The 18,219-nt window shown below is 36.4% G+C and carries 17 protein-coding genes; 3 read left to right on the top strand and 14 right to left on the bottom strand.

From position 1 onward, the window contains the following. Positions 1-304: 304 nt before the first annotated feature. From lpxA to hutI, 11 genes are all read right to left on the bottom strand, one after another. On the bottom strand, positions 305-1,066 hold the full coding sequence (gene lpxA, locus ABIL69_10605; GenBank protein ID MEO0124437.1) for an acyl-ACP--UDP-N-acetylglucosamine O-acyltransferase: 762 nt from the start codon (positions 1,064-1,066) through the stop codon (positions 305-307). A 59-nt stretch (positions 1,067-1,125) separates the two neighbouring features. Next, positions 1,126-1,923, bottom strand: a complete 798-nt coding sequence (locus tag ABIL69_10600) for a hypothetical protein (protein ID MEO0124436.1) — start codon at positions 1,921-1,923, stop codon at positions 1,126-1,128. A gap of 10 nt (positions 1,924-1,933) precedes the next feature. After that, positions 1,934-3,382, bottom strand: a complete 1,449-nt coding sequence (locus ABIL69_10595; GenBank protein MEO0124435.1) for an N-6 DNA methylase — start codon at positions 3,380-3,382, stop codon at positions 1,934-1,936. Between the two features lie 188 nt (positions 3,383-3,570). Beyond that, the gene (gene fabZ / locus ABIL69_10590; protein ID MEO0124434.1) at positions 3,571-3,984 is read right to left on the bottom strand and encodes a 3-hydroxyacyl-ACP dehydratase FabZ; all 414 of its coding nucleotides are present in this window, start codon (positions 3,982-3,984) and stop codon (positions 3,571-3,573) included. 22 nt (positions 3,985-4,006) lie between these two features. Continuing rightward, a complete protein-coding gene (locus ABIL69_10585) occupies positions 4,007-4,846 on the bottom strand; it encodes a PHP domain-containing protein (GenBank protein ID MEO0124433.1) in 840 nt (279 codons plus the stop codon). 12 nt (positions 4,847-4,858) lie between these two features. Beyond that, complete coding sequence (locus tag ABIL69_10580; GenBank protein MEO0124432.1) at positions 4,859-5,671, bottom strand: AAA family ATPase; 813 nt, start codon at positions 5,669-5,671, stop codon at positions 4,859-4,861. Between the two features lie 13 nt (positions 5,672-5,684). After that, entirely contained in the window at positions 5,685-7,592 is a 1,908-nt protein-coding gene (locus tag ABIL69_10575) for a tetratricopeptide repeat protein (protein MEO0124431.1), read from the bottom strand. Next, positions 7,592-8,413 carry an AAA family ATPase gene (locus ABIL69_10570; GenBank protein ID MEO0124430.1) on the bottom strand — a complete coding sequence of 274 codons (822 nt, stop codon included), beginning with the start codon at positions 8,411-8,413 and terminating at the stop codon, positions 7,592-7,594. The genes ABIL69_10575 and ABIL69_10570 overlap by 1 nt, the downstream gene beginning before the upstream one ends. Before the next feature lie 13 nt (positions 8,414-8,426). Continuing rightward, positions 8,427-10,334 carry a hypothetical protein gene (locus ABIL69_10565; protein MEO0124429.1) on the bottom strand — a complete coding sequence of 636 codons (1,908 nt, stop codon included), beginning with the start codon at positions 10,332-10,334 and terminating at the stop codon, positions 8,427-8,429. A gap of 62 nt (positions 10,335-10,396) precedes the next feature. After that, positions 10,397-11,905: a glutamate formimidoyltransferase gene (gene ftcD / locus ABIL69_10560; GenBank protein MEO0124428.1), complete on the bottom strand. Its 1,509-nt coding sequence runs from the start codon at positions 11,903-11,905 to the stop codon at positions 10,397-10,399. Next, positions 11,889-13,088, bottom strand: a complete 1,200-nt coding sequence (hutI, locus tag ABIL69_10555; protein ID MEO0124427.1) for an imidazolonepropionase — start codon at positions 13,086-13,088, stop codon at positions 11,889-11,891. The genes ftcD and hutI overlap by 17 nt, the downstream gene beginning before the upstream one ends. 96 nt (positions 13,089-13,184) lie before the next feature. Between hutI and ABIL69_10550 the strand changes: the two genes are divergently transcribed. The 3 genes from ABIL69_10550 to ABIL69_10540 all read left to right on the top strand — a co-directional run bounded on the left by ABIL69_10550 (position 13,185) and on the right by ABIL69_10540 (position 15,073). Then, positions 13,185-13,385 carry a hypothetical protein gene (locus ABIL69_10550; protein MEO0124426.1) on the top strand — a complete coding sequence of 67 codons (201 nt, stop codon included), beginning with the start codon at positions 13,185-13,187 and terminating at the stop codon, positions 13,383-13,385. A 62-nt stretch (positions 13,386-13,447) separates the two neighbouring features. Further along, positions 13,448-14,308, top strand: a complete 861-nt coding sequence (locus ABIL69_10545) for a M55 family metallopeptidase (GenBank protein MEO0124425.1) — start codon at positions 13,448-13,450, stop codon at positions 14,306-14,308. Positions 14,309-14,644: 336 nt separating this feature from the next. Continuing rightward, positions 14,645-15,073: a secondary thiamine-phosphate synthase enzyme YjbQ gene (locus tag ABIL69_10540; GenBank protein MEO0124424.1), complete on the top strand. Its 429-nt coding sequence runs from the start codon at positions 14,645-14,647 to the stop codon at positions 15,071-15,073. Positions 15,074-15,156: 83 nt separating this feature from the next. On the opposite strand, the gene ABIL69_10535 is transcribed toward ABIL69_10540, so the two are convergent. The 3 genes from ABIL69_10535 to ABIL69_10525 form a co-directional block, all read right to left on the bottom strand. Beyond that, positions 15,157-15,780 (bottom strand): MBL fold metallo-hydrolase, encoded by a 624-nt coding sequence (locus ABIL69_10535; protein ID MEO0124423.1) that lies wholly within the window; start codon positions 15,778-15,780, stop codon positions 15,157-15,159. A 287-nt stretch (positions 15,781-16,067) separates the two neighbouring features. Continuing rightward, positions 16,068-17,144, bottom strand: a complete 1,077-nt coding sequence (locus ABIL69_10530) for a DUF362 domain-containing protein (GenBank protein ID MEO0124422.1) — start codon at positions 17,142-17,144, stop codon at positions 16,068-16,070. Between the two features lie 4 nt (positions 17,145-17,148). Then, on the bottom strand, positions 17,149-17,715 hold the full coding sequence (locus ABIL69_10525) for a pyruvate kinase alpha/beta domain-containing protein (protein MEO0124421.1): 567 nt from the start codon (positions 17,713-17,715) through the stop codon (positions 17,149-17,151). Positions 17,716-18,219 lie beyond the last annotated feature (504 nt).

Here is an 18,219-nt window from a genome sequence, read left to right as displayed (position 1 = left end):
AGATTGAGTATGGAAATATCCAGTTAATAACCGTTTAATGGAGAAAATAAAATGTAAGTGTTATTAGGTGTTATATTGACAATATTTCAAAGAAAATAATCTGATATGCCCGGAAGTGTGGTGAGTTATTTAATCAAAAAATTCTTGACCTCCAATAAAAAATAATTATAATTTGGGGGAAAGGAGGTGTTAGCTATGCCTTGCGGAAGAAAGCGAAAATTAAGAAAGATTAAAAGGCATAAATATAAAAAGAGAAGGAAGGCAATGCGCCATAAAAAGAAAATAAGATAAAATTGAACAGGGGCTATTTGAGAAGAATGCCCCTATGTGAATTTTTTATAAAATTGATTACTTCTTGAGAAAATTTTTTGGAAACATTGTTTTTTAATAAAAGAATGATTTCATTTAGATTCTTTTCTGATTTATAAAGCAGGCGGAATATCTTTTTTATTTCTTCAATATCAGCGCCACAAAAATTATGGCGGAGTAACCCCGTGCGGTTGATACCATAGATCCTCGCTCGGTTTCCACGTGCTAAAAAATAGGGTGGCAAGTCTTTATTCAAATATGATTTTGCACCGATCATTGCATATTTTCCTACCCGACAGAATTGATGGATACCAACGAGTCCACCAATATAGGCAAAATCGTCAATCTCAACATACCCGGCAATCTGGGCACCACTGGCAATAACGGTATTATTACCAATTTTACAATTATGCGCAATATGAACATAGGTCATAATAAAATTATTGTCGCCGATTATGGTTTTATTATTTTCCCCGGTTGCCCTTGATATCGTTGTATATTCCCTTATTATATTATTATCACCAATAATACACTCTGAATATTCTTCTTTAAAATGATAATCCTGCGGGTCGGTGCCTAACTGGGCGCCAGAATAAATTTTATTGTTCTTCCCGATCTTTGTTCCCGATTTTATCAAAACATAACTGCCAATTTCTGTGTTAGCCCCGATTTCAGCCCCATCTTCAATGATTGTATACTTACCGATTATTACGGATTTATGAACCCTTGCCTTTTTGCCAATAAAGTATTCTTCCATTATACAATCAAATAGAAAAACAAGGAATTTGTTGATGGTAAGTTGCACAACCGTTTAATTTAAAAAACTTCATTTAAGAATTTTTTAAGTAAAAGGGCACTCAATGCAAACTCGCCTTTTTTAAAGGTCTCAAGACTCTGTCTCATTCTATTATCAATCCAGGCAACACCATCAATAATCGCAATTTTTAGAATATTTGATGGGCAGGCAGTTTCTTTTATTAAACGAATGGCTTCATTAAATTGGTTCGTTTGACTTCCGCCAAGCCGGGTTATAAATTTTGCTGTGCCAATTATAAATCTATCTCTAAATTTAATCAAAAAATCTAATCCTTTTGTGAGTTTGTGAAATTTACATTTCAATTTTTCCGTAGCATAATCTTTTAAAGTTCTATCTCCACCTGTTAGAAATACCATTTCATTACAAGTTTCAAATACATTATAATCAACAAATTTAAAATTATTCTTTAACCAATTCCTGAACATTGGTCCCATTCTCCGGCTTGCACTTTTTGGTGATTCTAACTTTTCAATTATTTCCCGAAATTCTAAATTTAATAGTCTGTTGCAGATCTGTGATACTATCTTAGGATTTTTATCAATCGCATCAGGGTAATGTGATAAAAATCCTATATAGGGATGGTCTAAAGGAAACTTAAATTCCTGTTTCATTAATCTAATAAGTTCTGCAATTAACTCTTTACATTTTTTCCGTTCGTATATCTCTTTCAACCTCTTAATATCTCCTGAGGCAATTATTCCACGCGTTAATTCGTCCGGTGGATAAATTTCCATCAGTCTATCTAAATAGGAATCTCCCTTTGCCAATCTTTCGCTTTCTTTGACCCATTTATTCAAGGTGTACCTCCTAAAAAAATTTTAATTGGCTTTCAACATCTTTGCTTATAGAAGATAAAAAATTTTTAATTCCTTCTACATTCTTCTGTTCAATCAGGATGTTTAATGTAGTTTTTTCTTTTTTCGTCATTAAATGGATAGGTAGCGTCATAAGTAGTTTTTTGGTTTGTGATAGACCCAAGTATTTTCTTATATAATCTGAATTTGAATATTTGAAGGTAGTTAAAAACTCACTATCTGTAATATCTCTAAAATACTCGAGCATTAGATTAAAATAGTTTTTGATGATATCAATATCGCTGGCATCTAACTCGGGTGAAAAGAAGATTTGTATTGGGTGTGTTCTATAGGGACTTTTAGTTACGATAATACCATCAACATTAAATACTTTTCTTACATCATAAATACCCGCCCTTCCTGACCAACTACCTGTATCTATCGTCCTGACAAATAATGGATTATTTTGCAATTTTTTATATAATTGATGATTCACCATATAAGTGTTAAACTTAAAACAACCATTTGAAAAATTATTTGCATCAAGAAGCCTAACCGTTATACTGCCTTTGTTTTTCTTTACCTCGTTTATCGTCAAGTAGAACGAAACCTTTAATGGTCTTTTCACCTTGTATGTTTCTACGAACTCATCAAATTCACCACCTGCTCTATAAAAGTTATTAGGTACAAGTTTATAAATTTTTTGCTGTTTTTTTGTGTTTATTTTTAAAGCTCTAAAAGTTATTGGTTCATGTTTTGGTGCTTTTTTCTTATCAAAGAAACATATACATACATTTGTTCCTGTAAATTCAAAAACCCTCTTTTCAAAAATTATTGCCTTTCTTATGTTATAAAACTGAAGAAAATCTTTTCTAATTTTATTGGAAATCGAAAATCCAAATAAAAAATTTGTTGGAATTATATATATTAGCCTGCTTACATTATTTCTTAGATCATTGATTAGGGCAATCTGATATAAATCTTGATAACCCTCGTTAATACCTGAAAAATACTGTAGATTCCTTTCTGAACTTTTAACGATATAACCCAGATATAGATAAGGTGGATTGGTAATATGATATACTGGATATTTCAATTTTTTCAATATTGGAGGATATTCTTTTAAAGTATCCTTCAGAAATATATTTTGGGCTGCAATTCTTTGTGGAATGCCATAACTTTCTGCATTTGCGATAGATTTAATAACCATTTCCTTTTGTATATCAAATAAGTAAATATGTTCTTTAAAGAAATCAATTCTCTTTTCTATTGGAATATATTCTAAAATTGGTAATATTAAATTACCTGCACCTGCGAAAAGGTCAATCCAAGTATATTCGTAAAGTTGATTTTTAATTTCAGGTAGTATATATTCTCTAAAGATGTCAACTGAAGTTAAATGCTCACCAAATTCCCGACGCTTCTTTTCAACTGCAACAGATTCTGGGTATGAAACACCCAAATCCCTGACATAACCTGCCTTCCCAGAGAACTTTTTATAGCGGTTGAACGTCCGTTTTTTTCTACCAATAGTCTGCATAGTATTTTAATTATAGTAAAAATTTAGCAAAATTCAAGATTTTATCGCCTATTTAAACTATATTATCTAAACAAGAAAAAACCTGTATTATTTTTCTATGAAATTCTCTGCTACTTTTTTATCCCTGCCATTATTACTGCTTCACAGGTGATTTCGTTATTAACTTTTGCAACACCGGAAATTTTGACAATCATCCCCCTTTCCTGTAATAATTCAACCTCCATTATTAAAGTATCTCCAGGTCTAACAATCTTTCTGAACCGCGCCTTATCAATACCCATAAACAAAGGAATTGCGCCGGGATATTTTCTCAACAACATAACGCCACCGGTCTGGGCAATTGCCTCAACAATCAGAACCCCGGGCATTATTGGTTCAGAAGGAAAATGCCCTTTGAAAAAATATTCGTCATTTTTAATGGTGCGTTTTGCGACAATTCTTTTATCACTTATTTCCAATACTTCATCTACAAACAAAAATGGTTCACGATGGGGTAAAATTTTTTTAATCTCTTCTATATTCATAAATACTCCTTTCCATAAAATTTCATTTTTTATTTGAATTTTTACCAGCCAGTCCCTTCAAATAAGCAACCTCTGATTTACTACAACCATACTCTCCAATCTTACAATAACCGCGCGGATAGCCATGGAAATCAGAACCGCCAGTCATCAATAATCCATGTTTCATTGCTATTTCATAAAAATCATCTTCCTGTTTATGTGTATGTTCTGGATGCCAGACTTCAATTCCCAGGACACCTTCACTTATTAACTTATACAGCAATCCACTCTCTGCCCCTATCATTCCCGGGTGTGCGACAACAGGAATACCTCCGCATTTTTTTATCCTCTGTATTGCCTCTTTCGGGCTTACTTCTTTTTTCGGTTCGTAATATGGACAATGATAACCGAGATAACGAGAAAATGCTTCGCCTATAGAACGAACATACCCTGTTTCCAAAAGTGCCTCGGCAATATGAGGCCTTCCCATAGTACTATTTTTCGCTATTTGTTTTACCTGTTCAAAATCTATCTTCATTCCTGCCCGACAGAGTTTTTCAACAATCTTTTTTGCCCTGATAAATCTATATTTTTTAAATTCTTCAAGATAGTTTAAAAAATCAGATGAATGATAGTCAATATAGTATCCGAGGATATGAATATCGCAACTTCCAATATTAGAACTCAATTCAACTGCCGGGATAATTTCAACTCTATTTTTTGCATATTCAATTGCCTCATCTATGCCCGATACAGAATCATGGTCAGCAATTGCAATGACAAAAATACCAGATTTTAGAGAAATATCAATTACATCTTTTGGATTACAAACACCATCAGAATGAGTTGTGTGGATATGAAGGTCAGCGTAAAAATATGCCAAATGATTGCTTTCCTAAGTCAAGCCAAGATCACGACAAACATCAACAATAATTTTTTCGTCAACTATTTCTTTCTTTAAAAGGAAACCTTCAAGTAGTGCATTATCACATATTGCATTTATCATTCTGGGCACACCCTTTGAATATTGATAAATACTCTTCATTGCACCGCCCGTAAAAAGAGGTCTCGCACAGCCAGCAACTCTGAGCCGATGGACAATATAATTCTGTGTTGTCTCCTGATCAAGTGCCTCAAGGACACATCTCACGGCTACTCGTTGGTATAATGCTGGGTCAAGTTTTAAATAATCTTCCATTTCTGGTAAGCCAAAAAGAATAAAATTTAATAATTTACCGCGCTCAGACTCAAGATTTAATAATCCACGAATTTCTTCCATCAAATCCTTTCTCTGTAGCATATTTGCTTCATCTATCAGTATCACAACCTTCTTATTCTTGCCCGTAAGGTCAAGTAGACGGTGGTAAACTGTAGTGATGATTTCTATTTTATTTTCGGATTCAACCGGTGTCTCAAGCATCAAGGCAATTTTCTTCAAAAACCAAAGTGATGTTATTTCGGAGTGAATAATAACCAGTAATGTTGCCTCTATATTATTGCTGATCAGCTGATCAAGTAAACGACGGGAAAGGGTGGTTTTACCGGTTCCAATATCGCCAATTAATAATGCAAGTCCTTTTTCAGTCTCTACTGCGTGTGTAAGTTTTGCGAGTGCCTTGGCATGCTGGGGTGAATTGTAATAAAACTTCTCATCGGTTGTAAAACTAAACGGGTGCTCTTTTAATTTGTAAAAACTTTCATAGCCCAATTTTTACTCCTTTTTAGAGATAGGTAACCTTTGATTTTTTGGGTTTAGATACCTCCTCGGTTTGGACAACTTGGGGTGTTTCCTTAGGAGGAGGTGATGGAATCTGTGCCCGCTTTTTCAATTCTTCAGTAAGTTTATCTTTCAGTTCATTTATTTTTTTAAGTAAATCGGGCACAGATTTATCAATATTTGCCGCATTAATATATGATTTTATCGCCATTTTTAAATTATTCTGCATTTCATATGCATTGCCTAATAAAAAATGCAAACCAAAATATTCGCTCACTGGTCTATTAGGTAATGATAAACCTTCATTCAATACTTTAATTGCTTCATCAACCTTACCCTTTTCAATCAAACATGCCGCAATCATTTCATAGGATTTTAATTTCAAATTCTCATCCTTCGCCGCAATTTCAAACTCTTCTATTGCCTCCTGAAATAATCCCATTCCTTTATATGCAACACCAAGGTCATAATGGGAACGATAATCACCCTCACCGATTGATTCAAAAACCTCTTTGCGAAATTGCGATATCAAATCATTGATATTCTGGAGACTTGATTGGGCTGGTTCTCCTTCAATTTCACTTCTTAAAACCTGTCCCAGGTCAATAAATTCTTTTGCCTTTGCTTCTTCTTCAATCATAGTCTGAGCAACGGCATTTTCGGGGTCCAATTCAAGAATCTTTCGCAAGACTGATTGTGCCTCAGTCCTTGCTTCACGCCTATTAAGAGTCTCTGCCAGCTCAATCATAAAATTAACCTGTAGTGCTTTATCTTCTTTAAGTTTTGCAATCTCAATCAGACGCTGTCGTGATTTTAAATCAAGAGGCCTCAAATCAGCAACTTTTTTATACAATTCCATCGCCTGGTCATATTTCTTTTCCTTGAATGCCAGCGCTGCTGCATCTCTAAAACAATTGATCGCCTCCTCGTCTTCACCTAAATTTAAGTAAATTTCGGCAAGCTGGCGAGTTCTATCAATCTCGGAAAGTTCCTCGGGTTCTGCCACCTCTTCTTCAACAGCTTCAACTTCTGGTTCTTTTATCTCTACTTCATCCTTGAGCAATTGTGCAACTTCGGGTGATACAAAATCTTCAAGTGATAATTCCTCTTTTGGTGGCGGAGCAACTTCAACTTGTGGTTGTGCAACTTCTTTCACTTCTTGAGTCTCAACCACCTTTTCTTCCACTACTTGTTTTACCTCTTCCTTTATTTTTTTCTTTACTTCCTCTACTGCTACTTCTTTTATCGGTTCTGCTACTTTTTCTGGCTCAATCTCTGGTATTTCAGGTTCTGGTACCTTAATTTTTTCCTCAACCTTAGGTACCTCTACCTCAGGGGGAGATACCTGAGCAGTAATCGTCTCTTTCAATTCCTTTTGCTTTGTCTCAATCCGTTCCGCCTCTTTCAACAAATCTGCACTCTGTTCTTTTCTGCCAATTTTTTCATAGATTGCTGAAATGGTCTGTATAATCTTATAGTTATTGGGAACGAGTTCTTTTATTGCTTCATAAGTCTTTAATGCCGCATCTATTTCATTATTTCTCATCTTCCGTTCTGCATATTCAAGATAATAATTAGCGGCTTCAACAAATAGTCCTAATTCTTTATGACAATCCCCAAGCAATTTATAAATTTCCGTGCGATCTTTATCAAGTCTCAATATCTTTTTACACATTGAGACGGCATTTGAGTAGAACGTCTCTTCAAATAGTGCATAGGCACCTTGCTCGTATATATTTAAGGCGTCTTTCTGGCGATTCACCTTAATGTATAAATCGCCCAATATATTAAACAAAGAACCTTCCTGGGGAAAATCTTTAATTGCTTTTTCAAGTTCAGCAATGGCTTTATTTATCTCGCCTTTTGCCTGTAACTCTGCTACATATCTTTTTATTGAACCTACATCAGCCATTATTCAAATCTCAAACCTAAATTGCTAATTACTCTTTCAATAATTGCCTCATCAATTGTTTGTTTTCTTTGAACATAGCCTTCTAACAAGGCATTATCACAAATTATATTTACAAGCCTGGGTCTGCCTTCAGAATATCTACATATAATCTCTTGCGCCATTGGTGTAAAGATCTGATTTTGAGCACCTGCAATTTTAAGACGGTGGTTAATATAAGCCCTTATTGTCTCACTACCCATCGGTTTCAACTTAACTTTTATTGCAATTCTTTGATACAATGCACGATTCATCATAAGAAATGACTCCAGTTCCGGCAAGCCGCTCAGAATGAAAGAAATCAACCTTGTATCAGCAATCTCTAAGTTCAACAAACCTCTGATTTCTTCAAGAATGTCAGGGCTTTTTAGTTTATTCGCTTCATCAATTATTATTACAGTCCGCTCATTTCTACGGTATATCTCCCTTAATCTGCTTGATATACGAGAGATTATCTCCGTGCTTGTCGTCCCCAGATCACTCAACCCAACAAGATTGGCAATCTTTGAAAATAGCCATCCTGTAGGAAATTCAGAATGGGTTAACACAATCATACCTACTTGAAATTTCCCGGTTGACTGAAGTTCAGTCAATAGTTTACGCACCAGCATTGTTTTACCGGTTCCTATATCTCCCAACAATATTGCCAGACCCCTTGTTCCACGTGCGGCGTGTAGCAAATATTCTTTGGCAAGTGCATGCTGTGGCGAGTTAAAATAAAATCTGGGATCTGGAAGATTTGCAAACGGTTCAAATTTTAATTGATAAAATTCTTGATAACCCACTTAGCCTCCTGTTTTATAGAAAAGCAATATTTTCACCCTTTTCTTCAATATCAATCTTTCCTTCTTCGGGATATTCTTCCTTTATCGGAATTCTCTCCTCAATAAGCGGTTCCTCTTTCACAGGTATCGATTCCTCAACCGGCTTTTCCACAAATTTTTCTGTCATTGGAAAAACAGATTCTTCAACAACGGGTTCGGGTTCCTTAACAGGTTCGGGTCTATATGTTTCTCCAAACACTTCTACCGGTTTTGTTTCTTGAATTTTTTCTTCATGAATTGCTACTTCAGGTTCAGGTGCAGGTGCAGTTACTTCCATTTTACCACCCAGTAATGTATATATCTCTTTTATATCCCGATAATCTGGATTGATTGCCATAATATGTTCAATCTCTCTTAAGGCATTTTCAAAATCGCCCAGGCCTTCATAACCTGATGCAAGCAAATATCTCAACTCAACTTTTTTATCCTCTGGAATTTCTTCAAGAAGTATTATTGGACCAATCACTTTTATTGCCTCATTATATTTACCTAATTTAATTAGTGACTGTCCAATTATTTCTACTGAAGTTGGCCAAAATTCTTTTTTATCTTTTTCTTCCTGCAAATAAGAGAGTGCAATTTCATATAATCCAGAATCCATCGCCATCTTTGCCAACATTATCTTCTTGTTGACATCATCAATTTCCCAGGTAATATTCGTCCGAAAATCATCAAATTGCTTTGCCACCTCAAAATTTCTTGGTGTTGGTGCAACTACTTCAGATTCTTTAAGTAAAAATTCAATATCAGCAATCTGCCCTTCAAGGGGTGGAATTTCAGAAGGTTTGGATTCCGCAACCGGCTCTTTTTTTGTTTCTTCTATGGATTTGGTTTCAATTACTGGTTCTATTTTGGGTGGTGGTGATTCTTTCTCAGTAATAGGTGTAAAGCCCTCAATCTCTTTACTCAAGTCGGCGAGGATCTCAAGATCACTCTGGATTGCAGAAGCCGTATCATCAGCAATTTGTGGGGATGGAATTTCTTCTTTTTTTAATTCTTCTTCAGTTATCTCCAAAGAAACAGGGCTTGTTTCTTGCGGTTCTTCAGGTTTTGTAACTTCAATCTTCTCTTCAGGTTTAACGCCGGGCTTTAGTTCTTTTATCTTCTGGAGTGCCTCACTATTATTGGGGTCAATCTCCAGTATGCGATTTAAAACATTTACTGCCTCATCATATTTTCCTTCACGGATAAGATCATCCGCGGCCTTTTTAAATTCAATAATCGCCTCATCCCGAGAGCCAATTTCGTACAATAGATTACCAAGTTCAATACGACTTTTGGGATCGAGTTCTTCGCCACCATCTGTTTGAGGCAACAATTTTTTAATTTCACTCAGTATGGTTTCGTCGTTTATTTCGTTAGCAAGTCCCTTTAGTTTAATCAATTCATCTTCTGCCTCACGGGTGCGGTTTACTGAAAAAAGCAATTTTGCCAGAGAAAGCCTCAATGGTAAATTTTTTGGTTGGAATTCAACAACCTTGCGCAATGCCGAAACGAAAAGGGTTTCGTTTTTCTTCTCCAGTGTTTTGGAGGCAAAATTAATGAGTTTTTTTATCGCTTCGTTGCGCAAACCATAAAAATGATACAGATCAACAAGACGGAAAAGAACACTTTCATTCATTTCATCAATCATTAAAATTTTTTCGAGACAGATAATTGCCTCAGCATATTGCCCACTATGTGTATAATTTTCAAAGGCATGTTCATAGCGTGTAACAGCCTCATTCAATCTTCCAAGTCTTGACGCCAGGTCGCCACAGAGTTCAAGCACCTGGGCACGATTCGGTGTCTCATCAAGGGCACGGCGTAAAATTATCTGTGCCTTCTCATATTTTCCTTCATGTATATACTGACGACTTTTTTCTATTATCTCTGCTTCCATTATCAACCTACCTTACGAATTATAATTGATTTTAATAATTTGTCAATATAGAATATCGACATTTACTGGGATTTAGCAAATTCTTCATCCAATTCCTGATAGGTCTTTAATTCTTCAGTTTTTAATTCATCAATCCTTATCTTTATTCTATTAACGAAATCAGTATCAGTTATTGATGGTAAGTTTATTAAAACATTAGCCCGGGCACTCAAAAATCCGCTATGCAGGGTATAAATTGCAACTCCCACATCCGAAATTGCTGTCTTCAGTCCTTTCTTTAATAGAACACGGATAAATGGATAAAGACTAAATATCTTCTCGCATACGCTAAGCGGCACATTCGTCGCCTTCTTTAATGCCTCCTGGATCGCGAGAGAACGAAGTTTTTTCTCTTCTTCAATTGCCTTGGGCATACGATATGCCTTCATCACTTCGTCAAAGGCATTCTTATCCTCTTCAATCAACTTGTAAAAATCACTAACTGCAATCTTCAGTAAACCATGGAATCCTTTAAGTTCCTGGTCATCAACCTTTTTCACCGTAAGTCCAGTAACCATTGAAAGAAGGGCAGCACCCAGCGCCCCCTGTAATGCAGCAACACTCCCACCCCCTGGGGTAGGCGTTGCATCAGAAAGATGGCTCAAGAATTCATATAAACTCTCTTCTTTTTTTACTGTTCCGCGCAGATGGTATTCAAGTATCTGGTTCTCATTGAATCGGTTTAATTGCAGATAAAAGATTGCGGTATCAATCAACGCCTTTTCTGGAACAAGTCCAACAATCTCTGATTCTTTAATAGATACGCCATATCGCTGGGCTTCAATTTTGACCATTTCAAACACGCGATACAAAGGTGTGCCAAGATAATTCGTCATATTTATTGAAACCTGGGCGATCCCTTCTTCCTTCAATTCAAAACCAAGTGCCTTGGCATACCTGAATCCACCATCCCTGAATCTTATCGCCTTAGCAATATTTTTAGCAATATTTACATCACTGGTGTTGAGATTTATATTATAGGCAATCAATGGGAAACGGGCACCGACAACAGTGGCACCGGCAGTAGGATGTATCTTGGGTTTACCAAAATCAGGATATCTATCTGGATTGGTTTCAATCTCTTTGCTCAAGCCTTCAAATTCGCCTTTTCTTATATTGGCAAGGTTTTCCCTATCAGGTCTTGTTGCAGCGGCTTCATAGAGATAAACAGGTATATCAAGTTCTTCAGCAATCCTCTTACCAAGCCTCCTTGCAAGTTCAACACACTCTTCGGTAGAAATATTGCTGATTGGGACAAAAGGGATTACATCTGTAGCACCAATTCTTGGATGTTCCCCCTTATGTTTTGTTAAATCAATCAGCTCTGCTGCTTTTTTTGCCGCATTAAATGCCGCCTCAAGAACTTGCTCTGGCTCACCAATAAATGTCAATACCGCACGATTATGGTCCGGATTCATTTCAACATCAAGGATCTGAACCCCTGCTGATTCAATAACTTTCACAATCTCATCAATCTTTGATTTATCACGACCTTCACTAAAATTGGGAACGCATTCAACTATTTGTTTCATAGATTATCTTCCCCTTTTTTATGACGATTTTTATCAAATCTTCACCAAATTGGTATGGTATCTTCCTATAGTCATCAACATTCCATACCACAATATCACCCTGAAAATTATTTTTCAACTTTCCAATTTTATTACTTCTTTTTACTGCTTTTGCACCATTGATTGTGGCACCGATTAATGCGAGTTCAACCGGAATTCTATAAACAAGGCAGGCAAGGGAAATTATTTTGGGCATTGAATAAATCATACAAGTCCCGGGGTTGAAATCCGTTGCTATTGCAATAGGCAGATTAAATTTTATAAAATCCTTAATATCGGGCTTTCTTTCGGTCTGTAGATAGAGCGAGGTTCCGGGCAGCAATACTGGTATCACATTTGCCTTACTCATTGCCTTTATTCCTGACTTTGTTGTATATAAAAGATGCTCAGCAGACACACAACCAAGTTTAGCAGCAAGTTTGGCACCACCAACATTTGCCAGTTCATCAGTATGTATCTTTAATGCAAATCCAAGTTCTTTTGCCCTTTTAAGAATTTTTTCACTTTCGTTTTTTGTAAATGCTGTCTTATCACAAAAAATATCACAAAATTCTGCGAGCCTGCTTTTTGCTACCTCTGGTAGCATTTCCTCGCATTGCATATCAACATAGTCTCTTCGCTTCATAAGTTTAGGAATAGTATGAACAAGATAAGTCGGAACAATATCAATTATTGAATTCTTTTTCAACCTATCAATGACACGAAGCATCTTCATTTCTTCAGTTAGTGAAAGTCCGTAGCCGCTCTTTATCTCTATTGTGGTTGTACCGTGACGCATAATCTTTTTTAGCCGATTTTCAGCAAGTCTATAAAGTTCATCTTCAGAAGCAGAACGTGTCATTGCCACAGTCTTCAAAATCCCACCCCCCTTTTTTGCAATTGTTTCGTATTTTATACCTTCAAGCCGCATTGCGAATTCATCTTCGCGCGTACCAGCAAATACAAGATGGGTATGGGCATCAACGAGTCCCGGTGTCACAACACAATTTGTACAATCTATAATCCTTCCCTTAAAATTGGGCTCACTAAATTTACCAACTTTTTTAATCGTATCATCTTCAATAAGGACTGAACCATCCTGTATCAGTCCTATGCCGTCATTCATCGTAAGGACTTGTTTTGCCTGACTTAATAGGATAGCCATAACTATATATTGTATTCTAATTTTCTATTAAGTCAATACAGCAATTTTTGAATCCCCCTCCACATTTTATAGAATGTTTTGTTAAGGTTCAATAAAATGCATTCGCAAAACCTGTCGTGGCAGACCTTGGTCTGCAATAAAAACTGTAGTGGCAGAGTTTACTCTGCAATAATCAATGTTGAGCAAGCTCAACCACTACAGGATGGAATGATTGATAATAGTAGCGGACCTTGGTCTGCATCAAGACTGGTAGTAGCAGACCTTGGTCTGCATATATTTAAAAAGTCGGGGAAGTGAAAATAAGAAAACCCCATCAAGCGTTTGTATTGACACTTATTCAAAAAAATGTATAATTAACCATGGAAAAAAAATTAAACATCTTTATCTCTTTTGACCTGGAAGGAATAAGTGGTGTAACATCCTGGAAAGAGATGAGAAAGGACTCCCCAGATTTATTGCGTATTCGCAGGATTGCTACACAAGAAGTAAATTCTGCTATCCGCGGTGTAAGAAAGAGTGGATTAAAGATTGATGAGATACTTATCTGTGATTCTCACGCCTCAGGTGAAAATCTTTTGATTGAAGAACTTGAACCTGGCGTGGAACTGATAAAGGGGACTCAGCGAAACTACTATATGATGGAAGGCTTGAATGAAAACTTTGATGTAGTATTTTTCATCGGTTATCATGCAATGGTTGGAACAGAAGACGGAATGATGGACCATTCTTATTCTTCAAGTCTGATTTATAACATCAAAATAAATGGGCAGTATGTTGGAGAATCCGAGATAAATGCAGGGATTGCGGGACATTATGGTGTTCCTTTAGGATTGGTTTCGGGTGATGATAAACTTATTCAGGAGATTAAAAGATTTTTTGGGCCTGGAGTTGAAACAGTCATTACCAAATCCAGTATTTCCAGATTCTGTGCAAAATGCCGTCATCCAGTTGATGTTCAGAAGGAGATAGAGTTAAAGGCGGGGCGGGTAGTAAGAAAGATAAACAGACTGAAGCCCTTTAAGTTTAAATACCCAATAAATGCGGAAGTTGAGATGATTAATTCACTCTTTGGTGATGCGATAAAGAGCCTACCCGGATTAAAAAGGGTCTCAGCAAGAAGATTTTTATTCAAATCAAAGGATATTCTTGAATTCTACCGCCAATTAATGCTCATCTGCGACCTCGCCGGCTATGCGAATTATGCTTCATCGTCGTCTTAGTGTAGGTTTACAGATTAAAGAATTGCAGAATATACAAGAATAATTTGCATTCTGTGTCAAACTAAAAATTCATTTTTATATTTTTATAATTATATAATAATAATATTGCGTAATTAAGCAATTAATTCTGTAATTCTAACAAAAATTTTCATAAAATTCTATTGTGTAATTTTCCCCCCATCCCTTGTATACAAAATTTAGTAATAAATCAACATTTATATATAGTATTCAAAATTTTTCCCGCATTTAGACTTTCTCTCATCTTTCAATAGCTTACCTTCAAATCCAGCATTATATTCATACTTGAAATTTTTTGGATTCTGATTAAATTATCTTATGCCTTTTTATGAATTTACGATTTCAACAAATAAGAGTGAAGAGTTGATTGATATCACCAGCGAAGTTGAAGAAATTGTCTCTGGTTCAAAGATCAAAAATGGAATTGTCCATATCTTCATTCCACACGCAACTGCAGGTGTGATATTGAATGAGAGCGCAGACCCGAATATCAAAACCGATTTTTTGAATGCACTTGAGCGGGCAATTCCTAAAAGGGCAAATTATTTGCATGACCATATTGACCGCAATGCTGCTGCCCATATCCGCAGTGCTATCGTCGGTTCAAGTTTGACAATTCCACTAAGAAATAATGGAATGGTCCTAGGCACCTGGCAATCAATAATGTTCTGCGAATTTGATGGTCCCCGCCGAACCCGTAGAATCATCGTTCAAATAATAGCAGAACCCCCCATTTCCACTTCGTAAGTGGAAATAAGGACTAAAAAAGACCACCAATATCTCACGAAATTTCGGATGTTTTTACTTCCACTTACGAAGTGGATGCTGGTTCAGAAGTTTCTTCTTTCCTGTCGGACTGTAGTTGATGGTCCGTGTCCAGGATAGATAATTGTATCTTCAGGCAAAATCAATATTTTGTTCATTATTGAATTTATCTCTATATCATAATCTCCATCATAAAGGTCAGTCCTGCCGATACCATCCTTAAATATTGTATCGCCACTAAAAAGATATCTATCATTCAATAAAATTGAAATGCCACCACTGGTATGTCCTGGGGTATGGATTATCTTTAAAGTGTGCTCATCAAATTTTATCACCTGCCCATCCTCAAGATAACCATCAGGTTTTAAAGGATTGCCTGATACACCAAAATATATGGCACCGCTTTTTTGTGGGTCAAGGAGTTTTTCTTCATCAAGCCTGTGGCAATAGATTTTGCTTTTGAATTCTTTTTTTAAGAATGGACAGCCTGAAATATGATCAAAATGGCAATGGGTTAGTATGACCATAGGAATTTCAGGGACTTCGCTTTTAAATTTTTTTATCAATGACTCTGCCTCCCCCTCAATGAAACCCGGGTCAATAACAATGCCAGATTTTCTATTATGAATCAAATACATATTCGTTTCAATGTAGCCCACGATGAAGGTCTTGATGATAGAATCACTCATATCTCTTCTCTTTTGGAATCTCCCCGGAACACTTTTTTGGATATCCTGTATTTATCATCCTATATTCCTCCTTTCCTTAATCTTCTTTTCTCAATCTTCCCTTATCCCCTTTTCCTCAATCCCCCCTTTATCCCCCTTTCCTAAAGGGGGAAAGAGGGGGAATTAACCCTTTCCTCAATCCTTTCATATCCCCCTTTCCTAAAAGGGGAAAGAGGGGGATTATTCCATTTCTAAAGGAAAACAAGGGAAAGATAATCATCATTCTGTAAGATAGTTATACATTTAACTTATTTATACGATTCAAAGAGTCTGCCCCATTCGGTGTTTAAGAATTTCCTGACAATTGGTTTACCGCGAACACTATACCAGTAGAAATCATGATAGGCACGAGAAGCTAAATAAGACCACGGGACAATCGGCGTGCGTAAAAGGAAATGCTCAAATGGTTTTAAAAATCCCCAGTATATTGCCTTTTGTCCCCTTGAGGCAAATGTATCCTCAACTTTGAAACCAAAATTCACATTGCTGATATCTTCTCCTACGACTTCTATCTCCTCAGGTTTTGCCTTTCCCAATCCCATCTCATGCGATAAATTCAAAAATTTTATAGACATTGGGTCAAATCCCATGATCTTTGATGCGATAGCATCAATCGCCACTGAGTCACCGCTGGCAAGGATATAATTTTTTATCTCGGGTTTCATCAATCTCGGTCCTGCACCGTTGCCGGCAAATGTTCCATCGGTCAAACAGAATATACCGGGATGGATTTCTTTTTGTATTTGCAACAAATCAACGAGTGTTTCATGAATTACCGCGTGTGTCCAGTGTCTATTATCATTCAACAAACCGCCAAACGCATTCTTCATTGCCCCGGTCATTGTAGTAAAGAAATGGGTTTTTAATGTCGGCAGATGGAATGCATTCTTGCCAATAAGTAGTTCAGGTATTTGAATACCATCTTTATACACCTTATCAAGCACCAACATCTTTACCTTGGGTCGGTAATATATCCACTTTACTTCTGGCTCGTATAGATATATGAATTTCAATCTATGTTTACGCATCACCGAATTTAGATGATTATTTTCAGCACCGAGTTTTGGGTTTATGACAACCGTGCGGTTCTGGGCAGGGATTAAATCCTTATAACCAAGTTTGAAAAGCGTAGATGCAACACCATCAAGTTGCCAGGGTGTTGTTGAACAGGCAGGATACCAGAAATGCCAGGAGATATTTATTTTTAAAATCGTAGGAACCCCTTTGGGTAAATGTTTTTCAACCTCAGCAAGTTTCAGACATTTTTCAATATCTTCAAGGATTGTCTTAGGGCTGGTTTTTACGACCGCTACTTTGGATTTCATCACACTATCTTCTTCTCGGCTTGCAGATTATCTCGCGAACCTCAAAATTGAAAAAGTCTTTGCCATGCCTTGGAACACACACAATTGCTGTATCAACACCCGAGCCTGTTCCACCAATTGAAATAATTTCTTTTCCATAAGGTATCAATCCTGCATCAAGAGCCATTATTGCAATCTCAACCGCCACCTTTATCCCTTCGCCAAATATCCTCAAGGTATTTGCCGCAATTTCTTCGGGTTCAAGGCCGCCAAATTTAAATCTGATAGCCCTGCCGAATCCACCAAAGAAATGGGTCCCTGTATACACCTTCGCACCCTTGTTCTTCAAAAATTCAATAACATTAGGTTTTATTTCCATCTCCCCTGGCTTCGCAAACCCTGCCTGATGGGTGACAACAACTATCTTTTTATCCTTTGCCTTTTGCAACAAAACCTTTGCCGAATATCCAGTGCAAGTCGCAACGACAATATGCTCAATATTTAATTCTTCTGCCCTTTTTACGGCAAGTCCAATCGTTCTTTGTGTATTAACCTTACCTGGCTTTTCAAAATAAGTAATTTCATATTTCATAGTGATAATTTTATCTTTATTTTATGTGAAGTCAAGATTCCAGATTGTTTACCTTAAGCGCCTTCGTTTTTTATAGAATGTTTTTTCAGTTTAAATAAAACCTTTTTAAAACCCGTAGTGGTAGACCTTGATCTGCAAATATTAAAAGCCGAATAAACTCGGCAATCACATTTAATTCAAAGTGTTTTAATTTCTAAATTTAGAGTCAAACGAATTTAACCCAAACAGATAATAAATCCCCCTTCAATTCCCCCTTTTCCAAATGGGGATATAGGGGAGCAGGCTCAGTTTTATTGCCCCTTGACAATGACAAAATTTGCATTATAATATTTAATAAGTTGCAGGATAAAATTAATTGAAAGGAGGCATTATGAAGTATCTCTGCCTTTTAATCTTCATACCCCTCATTGTAAATGCTGCACATTGTTTTATCTGGGACTATCCTGACACGGATTATGTATATGAACCAGAAATTGGAATGACGATTGATGACACATACTGGCT

It is taken from the genome of candidate division WOR-3 bacterium, from assembly GCA_039802005.1.
GTDB lineage: Bacteria > Hydrothermota > Tepidihabitantia > SM23-42 > JAOAFX01 > JAOAFX01.
The sequence above is the reverse complement of the archived record's forward strand: the minus strand, read 5'-3'. Positions and strand labels throughout refer to the sequence as shown.